Genomic DNA, 25,149 nt, shown 5'->3' with positions numbered 1-25,149 from the left:
TACCCCCAATCACTCTCTTCAAAACAAGTATACCATGAGATGTAAGCGCTTTTCGACCAAAAATAATATATCAAAATAAACGGCTACGCCGTCCAGGTTTTGAGAATCTTATAAAACTCATGATACAGCTTCATCAGCGCCCGCTTCTCGATACGCGATACGTAGGAGCGGCTAATCCCCAGCTCCTTCGCGATCTCCCGCTGCGTCCGCTCCTCGCCACCAAGTTCCAACCCGAACCTTCCGACAACAACTTCTTTCTCTCGGTCGTCTAATATCTCCAGATTGCGATATATCTTGCTCTTCTCAATTTTCAATTGCACCGCATCCACGACATCGTCCGTTTCGTTGCCGAGGATATCGATCAACGTAATCTCGTTCCCCCTCTTTGTCCGTTCCGATCGGGTCGTGCAAGGATACATCCTTGCGTGTTTTCTTCAACGAACGCAGATGCATCAAGATCTCATTCTCAATACAACGTGCTGCAAAAGTCGCCAGCTTGGTCCCTTTGTTTGGGGAGAAGGATTCGATAGCTTTGATCAGGCCGATCGTCCCAATGGAGATCAAATCCTCCAAATCTTCCCCCGTATTGAAGGTAACTCAACTAATTTTATTCATTTTATGGGAATTAAATTCACTTAATTTATCTACGAAGGCAGCCATTCTTCATTTAGAATGAGCCTAAGACACCAAATTACATTGATTTTCTAATTATTTTAAATATATCAATCGCTCTCCAGCCGACATCATATGAAATTTCTGCCCGGGATAGTTGTGAAACAAATAGTCGACGAAGTACGAAGGGTTATCACGATTTTTAGAAAACATATCGAAATGAATGGGAACAAGAAGATCCGTACCGATCTCAACGCCGAAATCCGCTGCTTCACGGAAGTTCATGTTGCCTACAATCCCCCTTGAGGTTCTGGCATAATCCCCTCCGTTAATCGGTAGCAATGTTACGTGAGGTTGAAATTTTGTGGCCTGCTCGATCAGATCAGGTGTGACAACGGTATCTCCGGTATGGAAAATTCTTACCCCGTTAATATCAATAAAGAAACCCAAATAATACGCATGACCTTCCTGATCCATCTCATATTCGGTATGTGCTCCCGCTACAGGAGTAATAGTTACTCCATTGAACGAAATTACTTGCTGTTGCTTGGCAGGTATGATTCGCTTTACATCCAGTTCTATCTCATGCAGCATATGCACATGTGAGGCCGGAGCGACAAATTTCGTCTCTGGATGCGCCTGAGAAACACCTTTGATCGTCGTCAAATCCATGTGGTCGCCATGAAAATGCGTGATCAGTACCGTGTTTACATCCAGCTCCTGTGGAGAAAGTGGGGGCGGAATTTCTCGCTTAAATTCGGTATCTGGGTCTTCCAATTCAATAGAAAAGGTTAAATATGGATCTACACAAATAATTTCCTCAAAGATGCCTCCTTTTATCAGTACTCCAGCTTGACCCAAACTCCATACAGCTACTCCGCCTTCAGGAACTATTGTTCTTTGAATTTCTTTCAACAACGAATCTCCTGAGTTGTAAATAGGTCTTAAGCGTTCTTTCACCATTCGTTACACTCCCCTTTGCTTACAAGTCAAGATTGTATTCGTCTTCGGCACATGATCATGACCCCCATGCTCACGAGTAAACCAATCGCGATGAAGATGAAGGGAATTCCCGGGCCCATTTCGTAAAACCACCCCCCCAATAGACCTGCAGGGGAAGTAAACAGCATAACGCATAAGGAGAATAAAGCGTAAAATTTGGCTCTTTCGTTATCACTAACTATGTTTGATAGATAAGCTTCCAGAAAGGGAACGATTAGTAAAGTTCCAATTGCATTCAGCATGGCTAGTACTATCATCATGAATAAGTTTTGAGCCGGGGAAACAAGAAGAAGTACATAGGATAAAGCCGTGACGGCAAGACCGATTACAATGTAAACAAACATTTTTCTCTGATTCAACCGAGGGATGACCCAAATAAGCGCGGCTAGCATAGTAATCGAAGATATGGCTGGGAACCAAGCAATTGACGGGGTGCTAAATTTTAAAGTATCCAACATATAGAGAGATACAAAGGTATTTTTAATAATAATTTGAATATTAAACAGCACATACACGAACATGATTGGCAGAACTGATCGGTTACGAAATAATACCCCTGCCGCCGACAAATACTGCTTTGCGATCGTCCGCAGGTCTTCTTTGCTAGATTCATTCATCCTCGCAACACTTGTTTCTGTGTCATACAAAAAATAATGCCTTGCAATAATCATCGCAGTTGTACTTATAAAAAAAATTGCATACATAAGCCGAACCGAAGTAATTAGGTTGTAATGAGCAATCAATATGGCAGCTAGAGGAGCGAATACTCCTCCGGCTGCACCGGTAAATTGCAGAATGGAAAACACTTTGGACCGAACCGTTACAGGAGTATCTTCGATTAACAGGCAATAGAAGGCCGTGGACGGAATTTTGACTAAACTGTTAATGAGCGCCGCAATGGCAAAATACCAAAAATTATTGGACACAATCCAAATGAGCGCAGGAATGCTCCAACATAATAAATCAAACAATAACAAAGCTTTCTTTCTTCCCAAACGGTCTGTAAGGTAACCGCTGAGCAGCGATGTTAGCACTTGAAGAGTTGAGCTAAGTGTAGCAATCAGGCCGATTTGCGAATTGCTCAGACCAAATTCAAGCATATATACCGAAGCATAAGTGATGACCATATTATACGGAATGAGGAACATCGGCTCGAATAGTAAACAGAACCGAGCGTTTCCTTTGATCTGCCTAAACACATGAACACCTTCATTTCATCGGATACGGATACGGATACGGACTTAGGTTATTCCTGTCACAGCCATCCAAATCTATCACAGCATGCTCGACCAGTATCCCACAGATTAATAGCTACGCACGAGCGCTACGAATATCAAATATACTTTTTTGGTACGGGAGTAAGTTTGTTGACAGGTTCTAGAAAGATTAATCTTGAACCGCAGACACAAGGCGTTTCGCTTTTTCAGTAATTGCTTTGAAATCCCCTGCTGCAACAAAACTCTTGTCGATCAAACTACCTCCAACGCCAAGTCCTATCGCACCTGCCTCCAAATAGGCTCTGGCATTGGATTCATGAATACCACCGACAGCAATCATATTGATCTGATCCAGTGGAGCGCGAATTTCCTGTATATATTTAGGTCCAAATGACGATATAGGAAAAAGTTTCACGAATGGTGCACCAAGTCGTACGGCGATCATGATTTCTGATGGTGTTAATACGCCAGGAATAGACGGTATGCCAAGCTGAATGGCTGTGCGAATCATCTCTTCGTCGAGGTTAGGAGCGAGCAGGAAGCGACTTCCCGCCTCAACCGCTGCCCACGCCATTGCTCCATCCAGCACTGTACCTGCTCCAATCATCATTTTCGTTCCAAATTGATCATTCATCGCACGTATGCTCTGCAAAGCGTCCGGGGAATTCATCGTCACTTCGACAATACGAATGCCCCCTTCGTACAGCGCTTCGAAAAGTGGAGCCATCAACTGCTGCGGAATCCCTCGGATGATCGCAATCAGCTTTTCTTGCTGAATGTGATGCAAAAACTGTTGGTTAGATGTCATGTGTCTACCATTCCGCAACGGTACCATCCTCTTGGCGCCACACAGGATTTTTCCAATTATGACCAACTTTGGCGAGTTTTCTGACCTTCTCTTCATTAATTTCGATGCCCAGTCCGGGACCATTCAAGTTTTCCACAAAACCATTTTTGTAATCAAATACATTCGGATCGGTTAAATAGTCTAGAATATCATTTCCTTGATTATAGTGGATACCCAAGCTTTGCTCTTGGATAAAAGCGTTCGGCGAGCATATGTCTACATGCAAGCAGGATGCAAGAGCAATCGGCCCCAGTGGGCAATGCGGTGCCAACGCTACATCATAAGCTTCTGCCATCGCAGCGATTTTACGTGTCTCAAGAATACCCCCAGCATGTGAGACATCCGGTTGGATAATGTCAACGATCCCTTGGGCTAAAATCTCTTTAAACCCCCAGCGCGTGTACATTCTCTCCCCCGTAGCAATTGGCGTAGAAATATATTTAGCTATTTCTTTAAGAGCTTCATTATTTTCTGGCAAAACGGGCTCTTCAATGAACATTAAACGGTATTGTTCCAATTCTTTGGCCAGAACTTTGGCCATCGATTTGTGTACACGTCCGTGAAAGTCGACGCCGATGCCAAAATCTTTGCCGCATGCTTGGCGAACAGCGGCAACGCGTGCAGATGTTTCTTCAACCTTGGCGAATGAATCAATATAGTGCATCTCCTCGGTTCCATTCATCTTCACTGCTGTAAACCCTTGACCTTGCTTCTCTTTTGCAGCAGCGCCTACATCGTCGGGCCTGTCACCGCCAACCCATGCGTACACACGGGTCCGGTCTCGGCAAGCTCCTCCAAGCAAATCATAAATCGGAGCATTATAATATTTTCCTTTAATGTCCCAAAGCGCCTGTTCAATGCCAGAGATTGCACTTGTCAGAATAGGACCACCACGGTAAAATCCACCTCTATACATAACCTGCCACAAGTCTTCGATGCGCATCGGGTCTTGGCCGATTACATATTCTTTCAACTCTTCGACAGCAGCTTGAACAGTATCTGCCTTGCCTTCGACAATCGGTTCTCCCCAGCCGACTATCCCTTCATCCGTCTCTACTTTGAGGAACAGCCATCTTGGTGGCACTTTAAAACTTTCAAGACTACGAATCTTCATATCAAAATTGCACCTTCCAATTTCAATTAATTTACCCAATTTTTTTACGGTATTGACTTAGAAAATCGATACTGTTCTGTGAATAATGTTTTCTCGATTGCCATTAGGATCGATGGCTATAAGATCGACATCATAATCACCGGGTGGCGCTTCATAGGGGACAGGAAGCGTCAATTTAAATTCACCGTCGCTTGTTTTTCTAAACTTCTCGTATACGGCAAGGACCGGCACTGAAAGTATAACGGAATGTACTGTGCTGTTTGTACGCTTATCGGTTGCGATCAGTTCAACTATATCTCCGGCAGAATAACTGTTCTTCACACCTTCAACTGATATATAGCTAGTTAAGTTCTCCATGGGTTCCTCCTGCATTTCGCGTTCTACTCATCTTCTTTAAATATTGGGGTAATTTCAATCTCAAACTCCAACTCGGTTTCACTCAACCTATATTGTGGTAGCAGTTCCGGACCGCAGGAATTCGATCCGACACCACTCATTTTGTAATCCAGGTGGACGACCGTCTCCGGACGTTTAAGTCTAGGCAGTTCATAGTTATGGGTCGCCGCGGTTAAGTCCTCCGGTAGATAATGGAGCGCATTGAAGGAAAACGGGTTTGATGCTGTAAACTTCAATCCCATCCCGAGTTCATTAGAAACAATTGCCCATTCTGTGCCGTATCTTGATCCGGTTTCCTGTGGCATAATATAATTTTCAGGCATGTCGTCCACTTTCAATAAATACTTCCCTTTCTTCACGCTGAGACGCTTATCCACATAGCTTTCATGCGGACCATAGCCGAAATACTCGACTTCCTCTGTCCCTTTCGGCATGATCAGTTGCAGGCCGAAACGTGGTAAAAAGGGAAGCTTTTCTCTGACAGAAGCCCGGGTTTGCAACATAATCTTTCCGTCCCCATCTACCTGCCAAAGTGCCGTACCGCGGATAATTGGCCGCTTGATATAACCGCCGAGTGAATATTGAACTTCAATTGCTACCGAGCTTTCTGTCTGCTTGACGACCTTTGAACCGTAAATATGCATTTTGCATCGATCGTAACCCTCTTGCATCCACCTAATTTTGACATTCCTGTCATTATCGATTGGAGCTCGCCATATCGTAAAAATCGGTGAGGTTGTGATAAAGTTGACTCCTTGTTTCGATATTTGAACGAAACTTCCCTCATACATATCGAAAACGTGACGGAAGTTAAACCCATTAATAACAAGACATTCCCCTTGCTGCTCTACGCGGACAGGGAGCATTGACCTTAACGAAGAGCCCTCGTTCACTGCAGCCGGCAATTCAAACTGTTCGAATGTGATTTCGTGACCAGCCTCCGCCCAGCGAAAATCCCGATACGTCTGGCATGTTATCGTGACATAGTAACGCCCGCTCGTCTCCGGCCATGAGTAAGGCAAATGGATGCTTTCTGCTTGATGTGGAGCCGTAGTCAAGCGCAAATAATCCCCTTGTTCAACGGTGCATCCGTCCTTTTCCAGCTTCCAACTAATAACGACTCCGGAAAGATCGATGAAATCGTACAGATTGGTAATGCGGAAGGTTCCACTAGCCAAATCCTCAGCCTCGATTTTGATTGGAGCTATCGCCTTCTTCAGTTCCAGCAATCCCTTATGCGGCACCCGATCCGGACTAACCAGACCATCAATACAGAAATTCCCATCGTTCGGCTTGTCGCCAAAATCGCCTCCATACGCGAAATATTCCGTACCATCCGCAGTTTTAGTTCTGATGCCGTGGTCAGACCACTCCCAAACGCAGCCTCCCATAAGCTTAGGATATTTATAAATCACGTCCCAATAATCCTTCAGATCACCAGGCCCGTTCCCCATGGCATGGCTGTATTCGCAAAGAAACATCGGCTTGCTGGTGCTCGGGTCATTAGCGTACTCTTCGATGTATGAAGGAGAGGAATACATCCTCCCTTCCACGTCGATAAGTTCCGTATCCGAGCTGCCATGATATCTAGGATCGACACCTTCGTAATGAACTGGCCGAGATGCATCTCTGGCTTTCGTCCATCTGGCCATTGCCATATGGTTAACATCATAGCCGGATTCATTGCCCATCGACCACATCACGATCGAAGCATGATTTTTGTCCCGCTCCACCATTCGAATTGCCCGTTCAACGAATGCAGCTTCCCAAGCTGGATTTTTTGTGAGCATATGGTAATCACCTGCATGGTATACACCATGGCATTCCAGATCGGCCTCATCAATTACATAGAACCCGTACTCATCGCATAAATCGAGAAACCGAGGATCGTTAGGATAATGAGAGGTCCGAATCGTATTGACGTTATGCTGCTTCATCAAATTAAGATCAGTAATCATATGGTTTAATGGGATCGTCTGCCCAAGCAGCGGATGGGAGTCATGTCGGTTGACGCCTTTTAATTTAACAGGCTGCCCGTTTATGAGAAATACGCCTTCTTGAATCTCCACTTTTCGGAAGCCTACCTGAAACAGCAATACCTCATCGTCGTTGAGGAGATATAGACGATATAAATACGGATGTTCTGCATTCCAAAGTTGCGGTTTATTTATCTCTAGAGTTAAAGTTCCGTTTCCGTCAATCTCAGCATTACTCTCGCATACGATCTGATTTTGCCGGTCCCTTAATTCCGCTCTAACCAGAGATGCCCCCGTCATCTTCACCTCGCAGCGGACAACAGCTTTTCCGTAATCTCCTGCAAGTTCCTGACGGTTAAACACGTCCTGAATATGGACTGGGTTGCGCGCCAGCATATAAACGTCTCGGAATATGCCAGAGAATCTCCATAGATCCTGATCCTCGATATAAGTACCATCACACCACTTTAGAACCATGACGGCTATACGATTCTTGCCGTTGCGCACGAAAGAGGAAATATTGAATTCCGCCGGAACTCGGCTGCCCTGGCTATAACCTACGAATCCACCGTTGATCCACAAATAGAAGCAGGAGTTAACGCCTTCAAAAACGATGTACTTATCCTTATTGGTCCATTCTTCAGAAACGTTAAACTCTCTGACATACAGCCCTGCCGGATTTTCATTCGGCACAAAGGGAGGATCGCATGGGAACGGATAGTTAACATTCGTATAGTGACATTGATCATACCCGTTTACCTGCCAACAGGAAGGTACAATTAAGTTATCCCAATGATCGACGTCCGCTGCTTCCGAATAAAATCCGTCTTCAACCTGCTTAACGTTGGTATGATATTGGAATTTCCAGCTTCCGTTTAACGTTTGGTAGAATGGCGAATGTCCCCGTTTTCTACTTGATGCCGCTCCAGCATGTGCATAAGGAATATAATAAGTTCTCGGAGTCTCTCTGTTTACCTGAAGTATATTTAAATTTTCCCAATATTTAGCGACGTTAATCATCTTAAGCTCCCCTACCTGTTATGGATTTACGTACATGTGAACTTCACTTGGGCCTCTTTACTGCAGTGATAGCCTATTCTTACCGCTTTCGCTCTCACCAGAGTATGACTTTTGGGCAGAACGATCGGTGAAGTATACAGACACCAATGCGGATGTTCGTCACTGTCGAATGTATAAGCAATCGAGGCGCCTTGCGTTCCGCAGTATAACATGAGCACAGCAGGAGCTTTAAGTTCATAATCACCGCCCACTGGTACATCCTCCGTACCTGGCAATCCTTCAGCGATTGGAACGAACTGCACTTCTGCCGTAATTGGTTGAATGCCGCCTGGCCACATCCTATTCGCGATAATTGATTCCGGAATATCCCCCATATCCCCTACGCCTGATCGCCATGAATCCAAGTCATCGCTTAAACGGGCTAGTATAGTACTATAATTCGGATCTTGAGCCAAATTAGTAATTTCATGCGGATCATTCTCACAGTCATATAGTTCCTCAGGCGGCCTGCAGCCTTCAATTAGAGTCTTCTGAAGCGAGTTAAGCTCACCTAGAGCATAAAGACGCCATACCTCTTGCATCATTCCATGATGGTGTCCGTACGGGACCCAATCGAAATAAGGCTTCTCCATGTAATAATTACGAATGTACTTATAGCGTGAATCGCGGATTGAGCGAACCATATCATATCCTTCGTCGTGCCGGTCTCTTGCCGCAAACACGTACTTTCTCGGAGCCGCATGAACCGAATTTACTGACAGAAATGCTTGCCCCTGCATATGCTTAGGAACCGGCACACCTGCAAGTTGCAATACAGTCGGTCCCAGATCAATCATGCTCACTAATTGCTCATTCGTCGTTCCAGGCTCAATGCGACCAGGCCAGCGAACAATGAGCGGCACTCGAGTACCAGAATCATACAACCATCGTTTGTGGCGTGGAAGCCCTTCTCCGTGATCGCTCCATATAATTACAACGGTATTGTCCTTCAGTCCGTCTTCTTCCAACTCCCGCAGCAGTCTACCTACCCCTCTATCATTCAACTCCAAGTTGTCGTAATGCAGCGCAAGCACCTGACGGCTCTTCGCTGTATCAGGCAAATAGGGTGGCAGTGTCACGTCATCAGGGTTTGTTATCAATGTTTGAAATGGGCGCCACATGCCGCTTTCGTGTGTTGCCATTAAGTTGAATACGGCGAAGAAGGGTTGGTCTTTGCCCCGATTTCTCCAATGCGCCGTATGTCCGTTATCATCCCATGAGGTGAACGGCGCTTCGAATTGGTAATCGGTCTTGTAATTATTTGTGCAGTAATATCCATTCGCCCTTAAATACTCGGTAAAAGGCTTTACATACGGAGGAGGAACGACCTCATAGGGCGTAGGCGTATGTATCGTGTGTTCGGGAGCGGATGTACGGTGATGATGCGCACCGATAGATGTCGCGTACATGCCGGTAATAACGGCCGCCCGGCTCGGCGAACATACCCCTGCCGTTGAGAAGGCATTGGAGTACCGCATCCCTTCTGCCGCCAAACGGTCAAGGTTTGGTGTGCGGGCCACTTTGTCTCCATAACATCCGAATCTCGGACTTGTATCCTCAAGAGAAATCCAGAGTATATTCGGTTGGCTTCGTTGATTTAATGGCAGTCCCATTTTGTCCCTCCTTCATTGTGGAAGAAAAAAGGGAAACCCTCTTGCGGTTTCCCTTTTTCCCGCTTAGTTCTTTTTCAACCCTGCATATAGCGTACTATCATAGGGTTTAAGCGGCGTCCAGTTTTCAAAAGAGTAATCGCTCGGAACAATCTTCTTGCCGGACGAATTTACCTTGGTAATAACATCGCCTAATGCCTTGTTATATTGTCCAGCCAAAGTATCAAGGCCAGACTGCAGATCTTTAATTTGTCCAGCTAGATAGCCAGTTACAACATCCGAAAGCACAGTTTTTGGTAATTGTCCGTTTAGCTCTGTCTGTACGTCAATTGCGGACGCATTACGTGAGAACGGCTGAGGAACAAGAACGAACATATCGTTTTGAAGCTTCTCCACATTGTCGAACAGAGGATTGTTTTCAGCCTTGTACTTTTGGTTAATATCTGGAATTGGTGAATACTCAATACCTTTCTGAATCAGCTTCGGATAGAAATTGTCTGTCATAAATTCCAAGAATGCCTTTACTTCCGCTGGATGCTTCGTACTGTTGCTAACATAGAGAGTCGCTGGCAAATTGCCGTTGTAATCCCTGTACTGCTGCTTTCCGTCTTTGGTCGGAATAGGAGCCGAGTCGAAATCCGTAAACTTCTGAGTGTTTACAAAGTTGTTAACTTGCCAACTTCCGTTGAGGAAGAATGCAGCCTTGCCGCTGGCAAATAAGCTTGCAGCTTGGAATTCGTCACTTAACAGGCTGTTCGGATGCAGCAGCTTATCGTTATTGAGCTTTTGGAAGAATTGAACGGTTTCCACGATACCATTCGAATTCTGCTCATATTTTCCTGTCTTATAATTAAATTGATTGGAAGGCGCAACATCCGGAGAAATGGCTGTTGCGATTTGACCGGTTACTCCCGTAGTCACATAGGCGGATTTAAACCCGACGACAAGTCCGTAAGCTTGACCTTGTGTCGCCTGCTTAACCTTCTGACTAACGGTTACCAATTCGTCCCATGTTTTAGGAACGTCTTTAACGGTTAGTCCTGCTTGCTGCAAAACGCTTTTATTATAGTACATGACATACCCAGGACGGCGAGGGGTGTACAGCGGATACGTATAAATATGGTTATTCATGGTGCTAGTGCCTTCAGCCCAAGTGCCGGGATCAAATCTTTTTTTCACATCAGCGTTGATGACATCATCTAATTGACGTATCAGCCCCATACTAACTAATTGAGGGAACGTGCTATAATTTCCATTAGGGAAAATGTCGGGCAATTGCGCTCCTGCAATGGCTGTCTGCATTTGAGCAGTCATTTCTGCCGGAGGAACATCTACGAGATTAACGGTAATACTCGGATTTTTCGAATGAAACGCTGTTGCTGTCTCTGTGAACGAATCTTTTAATTCTGGCCAACGGTTCCACATCGTAATCGTAACCGGAGCAGAGCTCGTTGGTGCAGCTGTAACCGCTCCGCCGCTTGGTTTCGGGCTTCCTGTCGACGCTATTTCACTGCTTCCACTCGTTCCGGAACACCCTGTAAGCCATCCAACCATCATAATCATCGCTGTCAGTGCAGCTGTCTTTTTAACGTTAGTACCATTAATCTGCATTTTCATCCAATACCGCCTCCTCAAATTATCCCTTGATCGATCCCGAAATCCCTTCGATAAAAAAACGCTGGAACATAATAAACACAAGCATAATTGGAATGATGGAAATCGTCGCCGCTGCAGTCATGCCTGTCCAGTCCACCGAATTCTCGGCAACAAACGAGGTCATACCGACGGCCAACGTGCGCAATTCCGGTTTACTTAGGGTGAATACAAGCGGAACAAAGTAAGAATTCCACGTCCATATAAATTGCATGATGGCTGTTGTAGCAATAATTGGCTTGGATAGCGGAAGCATCACCTGCACGAAGGTTCGGATAAAGCCCCCCCCATCAATTTGCACAGATTCTTCCATATCTTTCGGCAAACTACTGAAATAAGAAGCAAACAATAAAATGAATACGACGTGAGCACCCGACGCCTCAGCTAAGATGACGCCGTATCTTGAATTAAGAAGGCCCAAACCTTTAATAATATAAAAGATGGGCAGAATCGTATATCCTTTCGGAATAAACATCGTCGCCGTAATGACCCCCAGCAACAGTTTTCTTCCTGGAAATGCTACTCTCCCGATCGCATAGCCCATTAAAGAGCACAGCACAACCACAATAACAACTGTAGACACGGTAACAATGACCGAGTTTAAGAAATATTGCGAGAAGTGAACTTGGTTCCAAGCCCGCGAATAGTTTTCCCACTGTACTTTATCGGGCAGAAGCTTCAATCCTGCGTTTCCGAATTCAAGGTTGGTTTTAAGTGAAGAGAATACCATCCAGATGAAGGGATATACCCATACAGCTCCAAAACCGAGAAGCAGCACATGGAATAGCAACGAGGTGTACCGATTACCAACTGACTTCATCCCCTCAACCCTCCATCTATTTGTCTCGTTGCGGAGGATTTTGTGAAATTCGAACGTGCTAGGCGGACTAGTAATCCCAATATCAACGATATTAGAAATACAGCAATGCCGAACAGTACGCCGGCCGCCGAGGCATAGCCGATCCGTGGTATTCCTCCGGAAGCAAACGCATAGTTGTAAATATACAAATCAACCATCTCCGTTTTAAAGTACGGCCCTCCACCGGTAAGTGTTTTTACTAGATCGAACACGTGCAGGCTGTTGACTACGGAGAGCAGCAAAATGACTGTACCGATCGGAACTAATAGTGGCAACACGATATACCGAAGTGTCGTCATAAATCCAGCACCATCCACTTTAGCCGCATCGTACAGTTCCGGCTGAATCGTCTGCAAACCAGCGAGCCAGTACACCATCATCATGCCGAAAAACTTCCACGCCCCTACCAGAATGAGTACTAGCATTGCCGTACCAGGCTGGAGCAGCCAAGGAATCGGCTCCTTCACAAGATGAAGCGCTAGCAGAACATCATTAACAAGTGCGTTCTCATTTCCAAAAATATTTTGCATGACGATACCGATAACAGCTGTAGTAGCTACCACCGGCAAAAAATACAAAGTACGGTAAAATACTCTCCCCCGCAAAAATGTCTGATTTAACAAAATAGCCATCAGCAATGTAAGCGGCATCAAAATAATGATGACCCCTGCCATATACTCAAACGAATTTCGAAAAGCCTGCCAAAACTGTTTTTCGAGAAGCAAACTGTGAAAATTGCTGAACCCTACATATTTTTTTAAAGGGCCAATTCCACTCCAATCGTAAAATGAATACACATAGCTCATGACGATCGGGTAAAGAGTAAACAAAGCAATAAACAGAGTCTGCGGGAAAATAAACACATAAGCCCATCTTATTCTGCTACTTTCCTGCCGTGATCGTTTGTTCAATGGGACACTCTCCTTGCCAATCCTTCTAGAAGTTAACGTGTTTACGGTGGCCACCGCTCACTTATATTGTAATTTGTAACCGCTATCTTTTTAAAGTGGAGTTATTTAGTGACGACCATGATTAATTTAGTTTCCATCGTTTTTACTGCGGTGACGCTTACGAAATTCGTTAGGTGTCACGCCGTATTTCTTCTTAAACTGCTTTGTAAAAAATTGCTCATCGCCATAACCGGACTCTTTGCATATCTCCTGTACCTTCAACTCTGTTTCCAAGAGCCTCTGGCAGGCCGTCTTGAGTTTACGAACAATAAGCGCGTCGACGAAGGAAATGCCCTGATGTATCTTATAATATTTGCTTAACGTAATGGGATGAATCTCTAAGCGCTCAGCAACCCAACCTAAGCTAAGATGGGTAAGCGATTCGGTTTCCAACAATCTATGCGCATCGGCTATCGTTGCCGCAATTCCTCTTCCGGACAGTTTGTAGGAACCCTCTTCAAACCAGTGGTTTCGTACGCTTAAATAAAATTCACAGAATTGTTCTCTGGAATTAAAACTAGGAGATGGATCTTCTTCTGAACAGTCGACGATCGACACTCCGCCGACTACATCATCGTCGAAAGAAAGAATCTCCTTCGCTGCTTTACCTGTATCTTTCATGTTGCGCAGAACGACCGTTTTCGATACACTCGAGTTACACCAAAGAGCAGGAGAGTGGAAATGAATATTTCTTAGATCCACGAAAGAACGCTTCAACTCCGAAATGATTTCATTCCAGTCGTTCGTCATTTGTCCATAAAGTCTTTGTTCGGCTTTTTGAATCACAGCGAACAATTCGTCCTCGTCCACAGGTTTTAGTAAATAGTCGGATATTTCCAGACGAATCGCTTGGCGTGCATACTCAAAATCATTGTAACCGGATACAAAGACAGATTGCGTCATGGGCAGATCTCGTTTCAAACATTGCACGAGCTCTAGGCCGCTCATGGTAGGCATATGTATATCCAGAAGCACCAAATCTGGACGCTGTTGCAGCACAAATTCCAAGGCCTGTTTGCCGAATCCAGCATCCAGAACTTCCAGATCCATGTCTAGCCCCTTGCATTTTCGAATGATACTTTCTCTAACTTCCTGTTCGTCATCGACAACACAAATTTTCATTGTGATACACCTCTTAGCCGCAGATGGGGGACTTTTCAAATATGAGACAGATGAAACTAAAAACTAAAATTTTTCTTGTTCTAATTGCTTTCTCAATCCTGCCCGTTTTACTGACGAGCACTGGACTGCTCTCCATCATGTTCCGAGCTAGTACGGGCTATTCGGGCCTTATTACCGACTACCTCAGTCAATTTGTCGCAAGTGATATCGAGCGCTTTACTGATCAGATTAACCAGTCCCTTGAAAAAATTAGCGTAGACTATAGTCTTCAACAGTATATCGATGTGCCTCTAGAAAACACAACCGACCAAGCCTATTATTTACTGGCGATTCGACCGCTCACCGAGTATTTTTTACGGACTAATCCCGATGTTGCAAGCGTTCTCTATTTAGATCAGCTAGGCAAAATGGATGAAGAATCGTTGAGCCGCTCAGGTTATTGGGGCATCGACTTTAAATCTGACAGTGTGTATAAGCAGGTTTTTCTACAGAACGAAAAGCTTATGATTCCTCCTCATTTAACTCAATATAACTTATCAGGAAGAGATGATGTTTTTTCATATGTTTTTCCGGTTGCAAATATGAAATCCCGGCAAAATCAGGCATGGCTAGTAGCAGAAATCCAAACGAGCCGATTTATGCAAATTCTACATCAATATTCGACCGGCGACAAAGGCATTTTTTTCTTGTATGACCCGAAATCAAAGACTGTTTTTCCTAATGACAAGTACCCATTGCCCCAACGGCAGTTTGAAGAGTTTATTCAAGCCAACGTTTCTACTGCAGGACTCGAAGAGCGGACCTCAGCTCAAGTCGTAAAGATTGGCCAATCGTCCTTTGAATTCACACTGACCTCATTACCAACAATGGGCTGGAAACTCGTTTGTCTCGCACCAATGGAAGAAATATCCCATGGGTTACAATACAGTAGGATACTAATTTGGCTAATTTCGTTCATAAGCCTGCTAATTGCTTGGACAATGGCCTATCCTTTCATGAGCAGATTACTGCGGCCACTGACTCTTTTGCGCAGAGCCATGATTCGCACTCGTCCTGGTTCCTATCAGAAGGTAACGTTGTCGACAGGCAGAGATGAAATCAGCTACGTATTGGAAACTTACAATCATATGATTGATGATTTAAAGCTGAAGGAAGAAGAAATTACCGAGAGCCGGATGCGGGAAAAAGAAAAGGAAGTTCTTCAACTTCAGGCTCAGGTGAATCCGCATTTCTTCTTTAACGTACTGGAGACGATGTCCTCTTTCGCTGCTAAAAATCAAGGCGATGCCGTTGCGGCGATGATTAAATCGATCGGCCGCATGATGCGGTATAATATCCGTCAGGACGGAGGATGGGCCGCTCTGCATGAAGAGATCAAATATATTGGGGAGTTTTTGGATATTCATTCATACCGAATGGGCAAAAAAGTCCCTACCACCATCGTAGTGGACAAAGCTGTTGAGAATGTCCCTATTTTAAAATTGAGTATCCAACCTTTTGTCGAGAATGCGTTGAAATATGCTTGGCACCCCGAGGACGAACAGTTCCGTTTGAAAATCCAATGTAAATTGCAGGATTCCCAACTTCACGTTCTCATTGTCAACAACGGGATGCCGATGCCTGAGGAAGTACTACGAATCTTAAGGGAAACGATATCCGGACAAGCTACTGACAATCCTGACTTTTTCCGGGGGCATATTGGAATCATCAACGTGTACCGTCGTCTTTCACTAGCCTACGGGCAAGCATTCCAACTTACGATTAGCGCCCCACCAGAAGGCGGAACTGAAGTTAACATACGAATTGACTTCACAAATAATGTTGGGTAACAATTAAGTTTTGAAGTGCAAAAGGCCAGCAAATTTAAGGGTTTGCTGGCCTTCCTTATTGAATTCGATATAAATATGAATACTCCGGAGCAAATTGAGCCATCGTTCCGGTGAGTGAGATCCACCTCTCCGGCATTTTTGAGCCACCCTTCCGGCGGTGAGAGCCACCACTTCAACCTCCTGTTAGAATGATCTCTATGCGTTGTCGAAAGACTAGCGCAAATCATTCGTGAGGAGGTCATACAATGACCCAATATCGTGAAATCCTGCGGCTTCATAGTCAAGGGATCAGTCAGCGTAACATCGCTGTCAGTTGCGCCTGCTCGCGCAACACTGTTTCCAAAATCATTCAACGAGCAGAAGAACTTGGAATAGCGTGGCCGTTAGAGAAAGATCTATCGGATGGCGAACTTCGTCAGCGCCTATTTGCAGAAGTAGAAAAGCAACCCAATCGTAAGCATCCGGACTACGAATACGTTCATAGGGAGATGGCCAAGAGCGGCGTAACGCTTAGCTTGCTTTGGAATGAGTATTGCGAGAACTGCCGGTCGAGCCATGAGATCCCGCTTATGTATTCGCAGTTTTGCCACCACTATCAGCAGTACACCTTGAAGTCAAACGCAACTATGCGTATTCAGCGAAAGCCTGGCGAACAACTTGAAGTGGATTGGGCCGGGCAAACCGCGTCCATCATTGACCGCGAGACTGGCGAGATTGTTACAATGTATGTCTTTGTAGGAGTCCTCGCCTACAGTCAGTACGCTTATGTGGAAGCATTTGCTTCTCAAGATCAGGAGAGCTGGATTACCGCCCATATCCATATGTATCAATTCTTCGGCGGGTCCACCCGTGTACTCATACCGGACAACCTGAAGACCGGCGTGGACAAGGCATTGGGGCATTCTCCCGTGATCAACAAGATCTATCACGAGATGGCCGAGCATTACAACACCGCCGTAATACCCGCACGTGTCCGTAAACCCAAGGACAAGCCTAATGTTGAGGGAGCCGTCGGCGTGGTCTCCACATGGATTCTAGCCGCACTGCGTAAACAACAGTGTTTTAGTGCTGCCGAATTAAATCAGGCCATTCGGGAGAAGCTTGACGTCCTAAATGCAAAGCCATTTCAGAAAAAAGAAGGGAGCAGGCGCAGTGAGTTTATTACGGAAGAAAAACCGTTTCTACTCTCCTTGCCTGCTACCCCATATGAGCTGGCGACTTGGAAGACCGCCACTGTCCAATTCAATTATCATATAAGCGTAGAGAAAATGCACTACTCAATCCCCTATGAATATATAAAGCATCAGGTAGATATCCGAATGACTCGGGGCGTAATTGAGGTTTTCTACAACAATAACCGAGTATGCTCCCACCCGAGGCTCCATGGAAAACCAGGGCAGTACAGCACCATAGAAGATCACATGCCGGAAAACCATAAGAAGTTCATCCAATGGAACGCGAATCGCTTTATCTCTTGGGCGCAAAGTGTTGGTACGCATACCGCCGTTGCAGTCCAAGCGATCCTCGCTTCCCACAAGGTAGAGCAGCAGGGCTATAGAAGCTGTATGGCACTCCTGAAACTTGCCGACAAGTACGGTGTTGTTCGTCTCGAAGCAGCTTGCGCAAAAGCGTTATCCTACACACCAAGGCCGAACTTCCAGAGCATCAAAACGATATTGACTACTGGTCAGGATCGGCTAGAAACTCCCCAGGAAACGAGCGAACCATCACCCTCTTCTGAAAACCACGGATTCATACGTGGTGCAGATTATTACGGGAGGGGTTAACCATGGCGCACGAACCTACCTTACGCAAACTACATGAAATGCGCCTCGCGGCAATGGCGGATTCCTACCAGAATCAATTGTTAGATCCAAACTTCCAAGCCCTGTCGTTTGAAGAACGCTTTGGACTACTCGTGGATATGGAGTGGTCCCGACGTAAGAACAACCGGCTTTCCTCGTTGATCCGAAAGGCAGATTTCCAGCAAAGGAAAACCTACAAGAAGATTCCCTTATTGATCTTAGACGAATGGCTGCTTGTCTCGTTAAAAGAGAGCGAAGCCCGGGATCTGCTAGAGATCGTGGAGGCCCGCCATCAAAAAGGCTCTACCATATTCTGCTCTCAGTTCGCTCCTGCCGGATGGCATGGAAAGATCGGTGAAAGTACATTAGCAGATGCTATTCTTGATCGAATCGTGCATTCATCCTACACAATCACGATCGAAGGCATGGACTCCATGCGTAAACGCAAAGGACTTATAAACTAACCATTCATATTTTTAAACGGGGGCTGCCGTATACTGGTGGCTCCTTCTTCCGGAAGGGTGGCTCATTTTCCCCAGAGGACTGGCTCACTTATCACCGGAATGGTGGCTCTATTACATCGAAATATTCAAAATATAAGTTTTGTTTTTCTTGACCATTAAAAGTCATCATTCCTCCTCACTACTAGGGTAGAATAGTCCTCCCTTACTGATTGGAGAAAGAAGAATGCCCATGAACACAAAAAGAGAACCCCCACCTATATCCCACGGAGTCCGGGCCTTCACTATCTTAATCTAAACACTCTCCAACAACCGCCCATCCCGCCCGCGCGCAATCGCAACCCGCTGCTGTTGCCCGCGGACAATTCCGAAGGCAGATGCATCCTGCGATCCACCAAATACACGGTTTTTCCAAAGCTTTAAAACAAGCGGATCACGTTCTTTCCCCGTCATCCGCCGATAAATCAAAGGCAATTCCACATTCTCATATGCACTCAATCGGGGAAGCCATGATCGCGACAAATTCCCCTTGTTCAATTTCCAAAGATACATCATCCAAAGCGCGAATCGTTTCCCCGCCCATCACATACTGCTTACGGACATGATCATTTTGAATTAAGCTCATTCTGTTCGCCTCCATTTTGCGATCCCAAGATCCCTAACAATGAAGAATGCGACTATACGAAACGTGTTGAAAAAGGCAGCTAAACCCGACTCTCCTACCGCTTCGCCTTATAAAACTCATGATACAGCTTCATCAACGCCCTTTTCTCAATCCGCGACACATAGCTGCGGCTAATCCCCAACTCCTTCGCAATCTCCCGCTGCGTCCGCTCCTCGCCACCGAGCTCGAGCCCGAACCGGCCGACAACGACCTCCTTCTCGCGGTCATCCAAAATATCCAAGTTCTTGTAGATCTTACTCTTCTCGATCTTCAACTGCACCGCATCCACCACATCGTCTGCTTCGCTGCCGAGGATGTCAATCAGCGTGATCTCGTTCCCCTCTTTGTCCGTTCCGATGGGGTCATGAAGGGACACATCTTTCCGTGTCTTCTTCAGCGAACGTAGATGCATCAAGATCTCGTTCTCGATACACCGCGCCGCGAACGTCGCCAGCTTCGTCCCTTTGTTCGGGGAGAAGGATTCGATCGCTTTGATCAATCCGATGGTGCCAATCGAGATCAAATCTTCCAAATCTTCTCCTGTATTGTCGAATTTTTTGAGGTTGTGAGCAACTTTACTAAGTTAATTTTGACAACCCTTCTAACCTAGAGTGCCAATACAATCTTTTTCTTTGTTCTTTTTCTAAAGTTATCAAAAAGTACTTTCTTTGGATATCAGTAATCTTCCTGGTTTTATTCAGCTCCGATATCTTTAAGATACCTCTTGCAGTAAACTCGACTATTCTCTGTAGATCCACAACAGCACACTTTAGAAGTGTCTCCTTACTTAATAGTTCAACCGCATCTTTAGCCATGTAACAAGCTGGAGTTTCTAATAATGAAAGGGTTCCCATCTCAAAAGCTATTGGAGAAAACCACCCACATGATTTAACTGCCAAGTTTCTTCTATTATCCCAAGCCGTCCTTAGCAACTCTGCTTCTTTAAAAGTTTTTTTCCATAGTCCTACTTTTTTAGATAAAGGTAATTCAATAATATATTCCGAGAAAGCATTTTGTTTAAAACCATTTATCTTACCATATTTATTTGGTGAATATCGTATGTACTTCACTACACTAACTTGAATTGGTTTTAGGATTTGAAGCTCCTCGGCGGATAATAAGTTACTATCTAATTGGGAAATGAACGGCAGGATTCCTAAATCATAAAGAAGCTCATTCAACTCCAAATGATCGTACTCATAGACTTTATTCGAAATAAATTCCCCAATAACACCATGCTCTCTCCAGAACATCCGCTTATTGTTTAGTAAATCCTGCTCATTACGAATAAAGCTTTTTAACAACTTGAGCTTCTCCTCTTCAAGCTTAAGTTTCGCATATGAACCCTCAATAATGAACTTTTTCATCTCTTCTAAACTCAAGTTTTTCTGATCCCTTCAAATATCATTCGAAGCTATATTCTCAGTTGACTTGTTTATGTATAATCTAATCCTTTGAACCGTCGCTTCTTTGAAGTAATATCTTTTCCTCCCATCCTTCATATGTAAAATATAATCAGCTGGAATGCTTTGCTCCTTCAGAATCTTCCATAACCTTTTCTCTCCTATTTTCAAAATCTTCATAACATCATTAAAGAATAATCCTTTTTCGTTCTGCCGTTTCTTTTTCATCGTATCCAAACAACATTTAAGTTCACTTAAATCATAATAATTATCTGCTAAAGTTCCTTCTTGATTTAACCGATAAGCTGTAAGTTGCCCCGAGAGTGTGAAATCGATAATATGAACAATCGTTAAGGAATTTACGGAATACTTTATTAGCACATCATGAAATTTAATTAATGTTGGCTTTAATTCCGATGCAATTTCCCCGCAACAATTGAGAAGCAGCTGCTGAACTTCTTGAACTCTGTACACAATCATTGGAGATTTCCCAACTTGAATCGGAGTTAAATAACCGGCATCAACAATTTTTTGTACTGAATCTGGAGTTACTCCTAAGATTAGTCCAACTTCTTTTTTTGATATTAGAGATTGTCTGTTACTCAGATAGCCTTCGAGAGTAGAATTCTCAACTAAATATCTTTGCTGCCCATTTGTCATCTCTATCTCAATGTTTATTTCATTAAAATCATTTAACTCATGTAGCTTTTCATAAGCAATACCAGTGCTTTGCCTTACCTCTTCTCTACGAACTTTTTTTCTTTTTGCTAATAGCAATGGATTTTTCTTAAATACTGAAAAATCTTTTCTTACACGGCCTTTATCAATTTGATCAATAAAATATGAGTTATAGGCCTCCTGAACCCAAATAAAATTAATATCATTAAAAATATTCTCAAAAGCTCTTAGACGATCATATCGTTTAGTCCCTTTATTGCTAGATGTAAATTCATCAAGCACGATATAAAAATGCTTGGGAAAATCTGCGTACATCCAATAGACATTAGCTAATGCATTAGCTAATTGTTCCCCTCGTTTCTCACCATTTGCGCGGTTATGATAAAAAGATAGCTTATTAGATGTCATCAAGACATAATCTCTTGCATCTATAAGTAAATGGAAACTATGGAAAGCTAATTGGAAAAACTGATTTAAATTATTATTGCTTACTACTGGATATTCCTTATCCCAAAAACCATTTATTATTTGATTCTGAGACTCAACAAATATAAAATTCTTCACTACATTAGATTCGGTTTTTTTAAATTCAAATGAACATGACTGACACCTTCGATCCATAAAAGCAGCCATACTAATAAAGTTGTAACAACGAGTACATTGATCTACCAACATCACTTGATGTTCATGACATAAATGAAAGGTTGTAAAACTCCAAATAGTTCGGTGGTAATAGTTTTCATTAATACAAACTGGGCAAAACTTTATTTTATTTCTCATGATGATTTTGGAATATAATTCCAATCCTAAATGTTCTTTTAAACAATATCCATTAGAAAATCCGAAATAATCTACTTCTTTGTTAATAAGGTAACAGAGTCTACTTACACACTCTGTATTGAAGTCGTTATTTTGTGATTGATAAATGGATAAATCAAGAAACTTGTTAAACCAAGAGATTGTTGAGAAATGATTTTTTTTAGACAATCGATAAAGAAAACCTGAGATGCTTTCTTTGTCTAAAATCGCTGGTCGAACGGGTAATTTGAAATCTCGACTTCTATCTTTTCTCATTTTCTTCTCTTTTTTCTTGTCTTCAATTGTTGTTTGAGTGATCTAATAGTTTCCTGATAACTTTTTATGCTCTGTTCATACATCATTGTATTTTCATTAATTTTGTAGGCAATGGTTAAGCCACCATCTCTTAATAAAACTAAAATGTAGTCAGAGTCATATCTATCTACAAAAATTGGAATCTTCCTTAATGTTCCTGCTGTTCTTAAATACCACTGCTCTCTAATTGCGATACTACAAGAGTAAATAATCCCATGAAACATAATCCCATTTTCAGTTACATCTGCTTGTTCAAGTGGAAATAAATCGTACAATTCTTCCACAGTAAAGCACCTCCTAGTAATCTATTAGTACTATTATTACCGAATACTAGAGTTATAATACGTATACATATTATAATAATTATAATACTATTTTCAGTCACATGTTTGACTTAGATTCAGTTGTCTACACTTCAGATAGAGGTGTGGCTGATGTCTGAAACAACTTTAAAATTAATTGGTGACCGAATCCGTGACTTAAGGAAGCAAAGAGGTCTTTCACAAGAACAATTGGCTGAATTAGCTAATTTTCACTACACTTATATTGGTGGGGTAGAACGTGCTGAAAAAAACATCACGATTCTTAATCTCATCAAAATAGCGAATGCATTAAATGTGGGACTTTATGATTTATTTGAATATACGAAACTAAAAAAACGTGCTAAAAGTAAATCCGATGATTTGGAACAGATTGTAAACCTTCTTCTATCATTGAATACTGGTGATGTTAAAAAGGTAAAAAACATACTGATAGAAATGTTTGATTAACATTAAAGGCGACCAGTGAATGGTCGCCCTTTATGTTATCTTCCACTTTAAAACAAAGCTTTCCCACTGTTCAATTTTTGGTTTTACATTTAATAATTCTTCTACTTCTTTTATTGATATACTGCCACTTAATAAAGCGTCTTTAATTTGGTTTACGATTGACATTAATCCATTAATTCTCATATATTTCTTTCGAATACCACATTTCTCTGATATTGATTCAAGTGAGATTCTTATACCAGATTTATATAATTCACAAAGTGTTGAGAGATATCTATTAAGTCGATCACATTTACGGTGCTTTTGGTTATTGTTTATTAATTCTTCTTTCATTTTGAAGTACCAATCCATTAGATTCGGCACATTACTTATCAACCATTTTTTCCCTTTTCCGACAAACTGAAAAAAAGATAAATCAGCAGCATCTTGATGGAATTTACTCCTTTCTTCAAAATAAGCTTTTGCTAATTTCCATATTTCTGCTTTTTGTATTCTTTCGACTTCTGTTTCGGCTTTATGTACTTTTTTCCTTTTTTTTATTTCCCTTAATCCTTCAACTTTAACTTCACGATTCTGTGTAAAATATGCTTCATGCAAAAATAATTGCACACTTGAGTGAAAATAGTAAAAGTAATACTCTACTTGATTCCAGCCAAAGTTTTTTCTTGCATACACGATTTTCGAACCATTAATTTTTGATAAAATTTCAAAAAATTTAACTGGTTCTTTCTCAATTTGAAATGTTGCATATTTCAACTTAATTTTTCCAACTAATAATTCATGGTAAAGCAAGTATCCGACAATTCTATACACCATAAACCTGTCTGTTTTTAGTGTTTCCGCGACTTTACTAATTCCCGCACCTGAATTTAACATTGGTAAGGATATGTCAAATGCAGTATGTATAAACCTTTCAATTTCTACCCAATCATTAGATTGATTGTAGCCATATTTTAGTGAGCAGTACATACAAATATGTGGAAGCTTAAATTTTTCATTCTGAAATTTAATACTACCACTGTTATAATTTAAAGGTAATAATCCTATTTTCTGCTCGAATGAAGGACACCAAGGAACCAAACATGTCCCTATCTGTACTTGCTCCTTACCTTCCTTAAAAATGCTTCTAACATACGATTCTGGTACCTCAATTTCATAAAGAGTTTCAATATCAATATCTCTACTTCTAACGATTCTCAATATCCTAGGTAAAGTTACCATATATTTTTTGGATCGTTTATTATCATCTTTGATGTATGCAATTAATCCCGAGATCTCATCAGAAGTCAAATTCATTCTGCCGCGATGTATGGTCGATTCTTTATTTTGAGCTAGAAATAATAATTTTGTTGCAATATAACGTCCTTTACCCATAATTTCACTATACTCGGAATGGATGAAGGGAGTATTCAACATGTATTTCCATTGGCGATGTATGACCTCTTGAGCTTGAATTTCGTTATTATTAGTACATAACTCAGGCTGTACACATAAAGAGTTCATGCAATTTGTGCATTTGCCAAATGAAAGTAAGTCATTTACATAAGGAAGAGCATGATTACATGTCAGACAAGAATCTTGTAAATATACTTGATGCTTCTCACATATGTGAATTTCTTTCACTTGCCAGATCAGATCATACCTATTGTTCATAGCAACGCATTTCGGACAATATCTGCGCTTCTTATACTCCAGGCTATTACCCAGAAACCACCACTCGGATTGTTCACTTCTCTCTTGTATTGATTCTAATAATGTAAAAAAGGATGCTGAGCGTATTTGCTCGGCATCTATATTTAAGAGAGCACATATTTTTTCAATATCAAAATATGATGACAAGTAAAAATCAATCCTGCATAAATTTCTGATATTACCGTCACCAAACCACTTCCATACTTCTTTTACTGTAGTTCTATACGACTTAGCAACTCGCAGCAGGAATGAGGTTAAGGTTTCACCAGGAAACAATTTTGGCCTAATACTTAATTTTCGATAAGTCATTTGATCAA

Annotated in this window: 21 protein-coding genes and 2 pseudogenes; 4 read left to right on the top strand and 19 right to left on the bottom strand. The window is 42.7% G+C overall.

What is annotated here, in order from left to right; genetic code table 11:
- Positions 1 to 83 precede the first annotated feature (83 nt).
- From sigK (A8709_RS27005) to A8709_RS26950, 12 genes and pseudogenes are all read right to left on the bottom strand, one after another.
- A pseudogene (sigK, locus tag A8709_RS27005) lies at positions 84 to 588 on the bottom strand (RNA polymerase sporulation sigma factor SigK); the annotation flags it as partial.
- Positions 589 to 708: 120 nt separating this feature from the next.
- Entirely contained in the window at positions 709 to 1,575 is an 867-nt protein-coding gene (locus A8709_RS27000; protein WP_065856962.1) for an MBL fold metallo-hydrolase, read from the bottom strand.
- A gap of 26 nt (positions 1,576 to 1,601) precedes the next feature.
- Complete coding sequence (locus A8709_RS26995; protein ID WP_065856960.1) at positions 1,602 to 2,813, bottom strand: MFS transporter; 1,212 nt, start codon at positions 2,811 to 2,813, stop codon at positions 1,602 to 1,604.
- A gap of 187 nt (positions 2,814 to 3,000) precedes the next feature.
- Positions 3,001 to 3,639, bottom strand: coding sequence for a bifunctional 4-hydroxy-2-oxoglutarate aldolase/2-dehydro-3-deoxy-phosphogluconate aldolase (locus A8709_RS26990; RefSeq protein ID WP_065856958.1), 639 nt, complete (start codon positions 3,637 to 3,639; stop codon positions 3,001 to 3,003).
- A 4-nt stretch (positions 3,640 to 3,643) separates the two neighbouring features.
- On the bottom strand, positions 3,644 to 4,792 hold the full coding sequence (gene dgoD / locus A8709_RS26985; RefSeq protein ID WP_065856956.1) for a galactonate dehydratase: 1,149 nt from the start codon (positions 4,790 to 4,792) through the stop codon (positions 3,644 to 3,646).
- Positions 4,793 to 4,849: 57 nt separating this feature from the next.
- Entirely contained in the window at positions 4,850 to 5,149 is a 300-nt protein-coding gene (locus tag A8709_RS26980) for a hypothetical protein (RefSeq protein WP_065856955.1), read from the bottom strand.
- A gap of 23 nt (positions 5,150 to 5,172) precedes the next feature.
- Positions 5,173 to 8,184, bottom strand: a complete 3,012-nt coding sequence (locus A8709_RS26975; protein WP_065856952.1) for a glycoside hydrolase family 2 TIM barrel-domain containing protein — start codon at positions 8,182 to 8,184, stop codon at positions 5,173 to 5,175.
- Between the two features lie 26 nt (positions 8,185 to 8,210).
- Positions 8,211 to 9,836, bottom strand: coding sequence for a sulfatase family protein (locus tag A8709_RS26970; RefSeq protein WP_084225470.1), 1,626 nt, complete (start codon positions 9,834 to 9,836; stop codon positions 8,211 to 8,213).
- A gap of 63 nt (positions 9,837 to 9,899) precedes the next feature.
- Positions 9,900 to 11,450: an ABC transporter substrate-binding protein gene (locus A8709_RS26965; protein ID WP_065856950.1), complete on the bottom strand. Its 1,551-nt coding sequence runs from the start codon at positions 11,448 to 11,450 to the stop codon at positions 9,900 to 9,902.
- A 19-nt stretch (positions 11,451 to 11,469) separates the two neighbouring features.
- Positions 11,470 to 12,306 carry a carbohydrate ABC transporter permease gene (locus A8709_RS26960; protein ID WP_065856949.1) on the bottom strand — a complete coding sequence of 279 codons (837 nt, stop codon included), beginning with the start codon at positions 12,304 to 12,306 and terminating at the stop codon, positions 11,470 to 11,472.
- The gene (locus tag A8709_RS26955; RefSeq protein ID WP_084225468.1) at positions 12,303 to 13,256 is read right to left on the bottom strand and encodes a carbohydrate ABC transporter permease; all 954 of its coding nucleotides are present in this window, start codon (positions 13,254 to 13,256) and stop codon (positions 12,303 to 12,305) included. The genes A8709_RS26960 and A8709_RS26955 overlap by 4 nt, the downstream gene beginning before the upstream one ends.
- Before the next feature lie 126 nt (positions 13,257 to 13,382).
- Positions 13,383 to 14,417 (bottom strand): response regulator transcription factor, encoded by a 1,035-nt coding sequence (locus tag A8709_RS26950; protein WP_065856947.1) that lies wholly within the window; start codon positions 14,415 to 14,417, stop codon positions 13,383 to 13,385.
- Between the two features lie 50 nt (positions 14,418 to 14,467).
- Between A8709_RS26950 and A8709_RS26945 the strand changes: the two genes are divergently transcribed.
- From A8709_RS26945 to A8709_RS26935, 3 genes are all read left to right on the top strand, one after another.
- Positions 14,468 to 16,246, top strand: coding sequence for a cache domain-containing sensor histidine kinase (locus A8709_RS26945; protein ID WP_208607745.1), 1,779 nt, complete (start codon positions 14,468 to 14,470; stop codon positions 16,244 to 16,246).
- 245 nt (positions 16,247 to 16,491) lie between these two features.
- Entirely contained in the window at positions 16,492 to 18,033 is a 1,542-nt protein-coding gene (gene istA, locus A8709_RS26940; RefSeq protein ID WP_065856943.1) for an IS21 family transposase, read from the top strand.
- Positions 18,034 to 18,035: 2 nt separating this feature from the next.
- The gene (locus A8709_RS26935; RefSeq protein WP_065856942.1) at positions 18,036 to 18,515 is read left to right on the top strand and encodes an ATP-binding protein; all 480 of its coding nucleotides are present in this window, start codon (positions 18,036 to 18,038) and stop codon (positions 18,513 to 18,515) included.
- 291 nt (positions 18,516 to 18,806) lie between these two features.
- On the opposite strand, the gene A8709_RS34980 is transcribed toward A8709_RS26935, so the two are convergent.
- From A8709_RS34980 to A8709_RS26915, 6 genes and pseudogenes are all read right to left on the bottom strand, one after another.
- The gene (locus A8709_RS34980; protein WP_065856940.1) at positions 18,807 to 19,010 is read right to left on the bottom strand and encodes a hypothetical protein; all 204 of its coding nucleotides are present in this window, start codon (positions 19,008 to 19,010) and stop codon (positions 18,807 to 18,809) included.
- Positions 18,997 to 19,137: a hypothetical protein gene (locus A8709_RS34975; protein WP_208607744.1), complete on the bottom strand. Its 141-nt coding sequence runs from the start codon at positions 19,135 to 19,137 to the stop codon at positions 18,997 to 18,999. The genes A8709_RS34980 and A8709_RS34975 overlap by 14 nt, the downstream gene beginning before the upstream one ends.
- Positions 19,138 to 19,231: 94 nt before the next feature.
- Positions 19,232 to 19,759, bottom strand: a pseudogene (gene sigK / locus A8709_RS26925) (RNA polymerase sporulation sigma factor SigK); the annotation flags it as partial.
- Positions 19,755 to 20,558, bottom strand: coding sequence for a hypothetical protein (locus A8709_RS34765; RefSeq protein WP_167357150.1), 804 nt, complete (start codon positions 20,556 to 20,558; stop codon positions 19,755 to 19,757). The pseudogene sigK (A8709_RS26925) and the gene A8709_RS34765, both read right to left, overlap by 5 nt.
- A 15-nt stretch (positions 20,559 to 20,573) precedes the next feature.
- Positions 20,574 to 22,331: a TniQ family protein gene (locus tag A8709_RS26920; protein ID WP_065856937.1), complete on the bottom strand. Its 1,758-nt coding sequence runs from the start codon at positions 22,329 to 22,331 to the stop codon at positions 20,574 to 20,576.
- Positions 22,328 to 22,654 (bottom strand): hypothetical protein, encoded by a 327-nt coding sequence (locus A8709_RS26915; RefSeq protein ID WP_065856935.1) that lies wholly within the window; start codon positions 22,652 to 22,654, stop codon positions 22,328 to 22,330. Before A8709_RS26915 ends, A8709_RS26920 begins: the two co-directional genes overlap by 4 nt.
- A 150-nt stretch (positions 22,655 to 22,804) precedes the next feature.
- Between A8709_RS26915 and A8709_RS26910 the strand changes: the two genes are divergently transcribed.
- Positions 22,805 to 23,140, top strand: coding sequence for a helix-turn-helix domain-containing protein (locus A8709_RS26910; protein ID WP_065856933.1), 336 nt, complete (start codon positions 22,805 to 22,807; stop codon positions 23,138 to 23,140).
- 30 nt (positions 23,141 to 23,170) lie between these two features.
- On the opposite strand, the gene A8709_RS26905 is transcribed toward A8709_RS26910, so the two are convergent.
- Positions 23,171 to 25,141 carry a TniQ family protein gene (locus tag A8709_RS26905; RefSeq protein ID WP_065856931.1) on the bottom strand — a complete coding sequence of 657 codons (1,971 nt, stop codon included), beginning with the start codon at positions 25,139 to 25,141 and terminating at the stop codon, positions 23,171 to 23,173.
- Positions 25,142 to 25,149: the final 8 nt, after the last annotated feature.

Source organism: Paenibacillus pectinilyticus, from assembly GCF_001700435.1.
Taxonomy (GTDB): Bacteria; Bacillota; Bacilli; order Paenibacillales; family NBRC-103111; genus Paenibacillus_E; species Paenibacillus_E pectinilyticus.
This window is presented reverse-complemented; position numbering and strand designations above follow the sequence as displayed.

Excerpts from the sequence above, each read along its gene's own strand:
- A8709_RS27000 (WP_065856962.1), bottom strand. The coding sequence starts at position 1,575 with ATGGTGAAAGAACGCTTAAGACCTATTTACAACTCAGGAGATTCGTTG.
- A8709_RS26990 (WP_065856958.1), bottom strand. The coding sequence starts at position 3,639 with ATGACATCTAACCAACAGTTTTTGCATCACATTCAGCAAGAAAAGCTG.
- dgoD (WP_065856956.1), bottom strand. The coding sequence starts at position 4,792 with ATGAAGATTCGTAGTCTTGAAAGTTTTAAAGTGCCACCAAGATGGCTG.
- A8709_RS26980 (WP_065856955.1), bottom strand. The coding sequence starts at position 5,149 with ATGGAGAACTTAACTAGCTATATATCAGTTGAAGGTGTGAAGAACAGT.
- A8709_RS26975 (WP_065856952.1), bottom strand. The coding sequence starts at position 8,184 with ATGATTAACGTCGCTAAATATTGGGAAAATTTAAATATACTTCAGGTA.
- A8709_RS26970 (WP_084225470.1), bottom strand. The coding sequence starts at position 9,836 with ATGGGACTGCCATTAAATCAACGAAGCCAACCGAATATACTCTGGATT.
- A8709_RS26965 (WP_065856950.1), bottom strand. The coding sequence starts at position 11,450 with ATGAAAATGCAGATTAATGGTACTAACGTTAAAAAGACAGCTGCACTG.
- A8709_RS26960 (WP_065856949.1), bottom strand. The coding sequence starts at position 12,306 with ATGAAGTCAGTTGGTAATCGGTACACCTCGTTGCTATTCCATGTGCTG.
- A8709_RS26950 (WP_065856947.1), bottom strand. The coding sequence starts at position 14,417 with ATGAAAATTTGTGTTGTCGATGACGAACAGGAAGTTAGAGAAAGTATC.
- A8709_RS26945 (WP_208607745.1), top strand. The coding sequence starts at position 14,468 with ATGAAACTAAAAACTAAAATTTTTCTTGTTCTAATTGCTTTCTCAATC.
- istA (WP_065856943.1), top strand. The coding sequence starts at position 16,492 with ATGACCCAATATCGTGAAATCCTGCGGCTTCATAGTCAAGGGATCAGT.
- A8709_RS26935 (WP_065856942.1), top strand. The coding sequence starts at position 18,036 with ATGGCGCACGAACCTACCTTACGCAAACTACATGAAATGCGCCTCGCG.
- A8709_RS34975 (WP_208607744.1), bottom strand. The coding sequence starts at position 19,137 with ATGAGCTTAATTCAAAATGATCATGTCCGTAAGCAGTATGTGATGGGC.
- A8709_RS26920 (WP_065856937.1), bottom strand. The coding sequence starts at position 22,331 with ATGAGAAAAGATAGAAGTCGAGATTTCAAATTACCCGTTCGACCAGCG.
- A8709_RS26910 (WP_065856933.1), top strand. The coding sequence starts at position 22,805 with ATGTCTGAAACAACTTTAAAATTAATTGGTGACCGAATCCGTGACTTA.
- A8709_RS26905 (WP_065856931.1), bottom strand. The coding sequence starts at position 25,141 with ATGACTTATCGAAAATTAAGTATTAGGCCAAAATTGTTTCCTGGTGAA.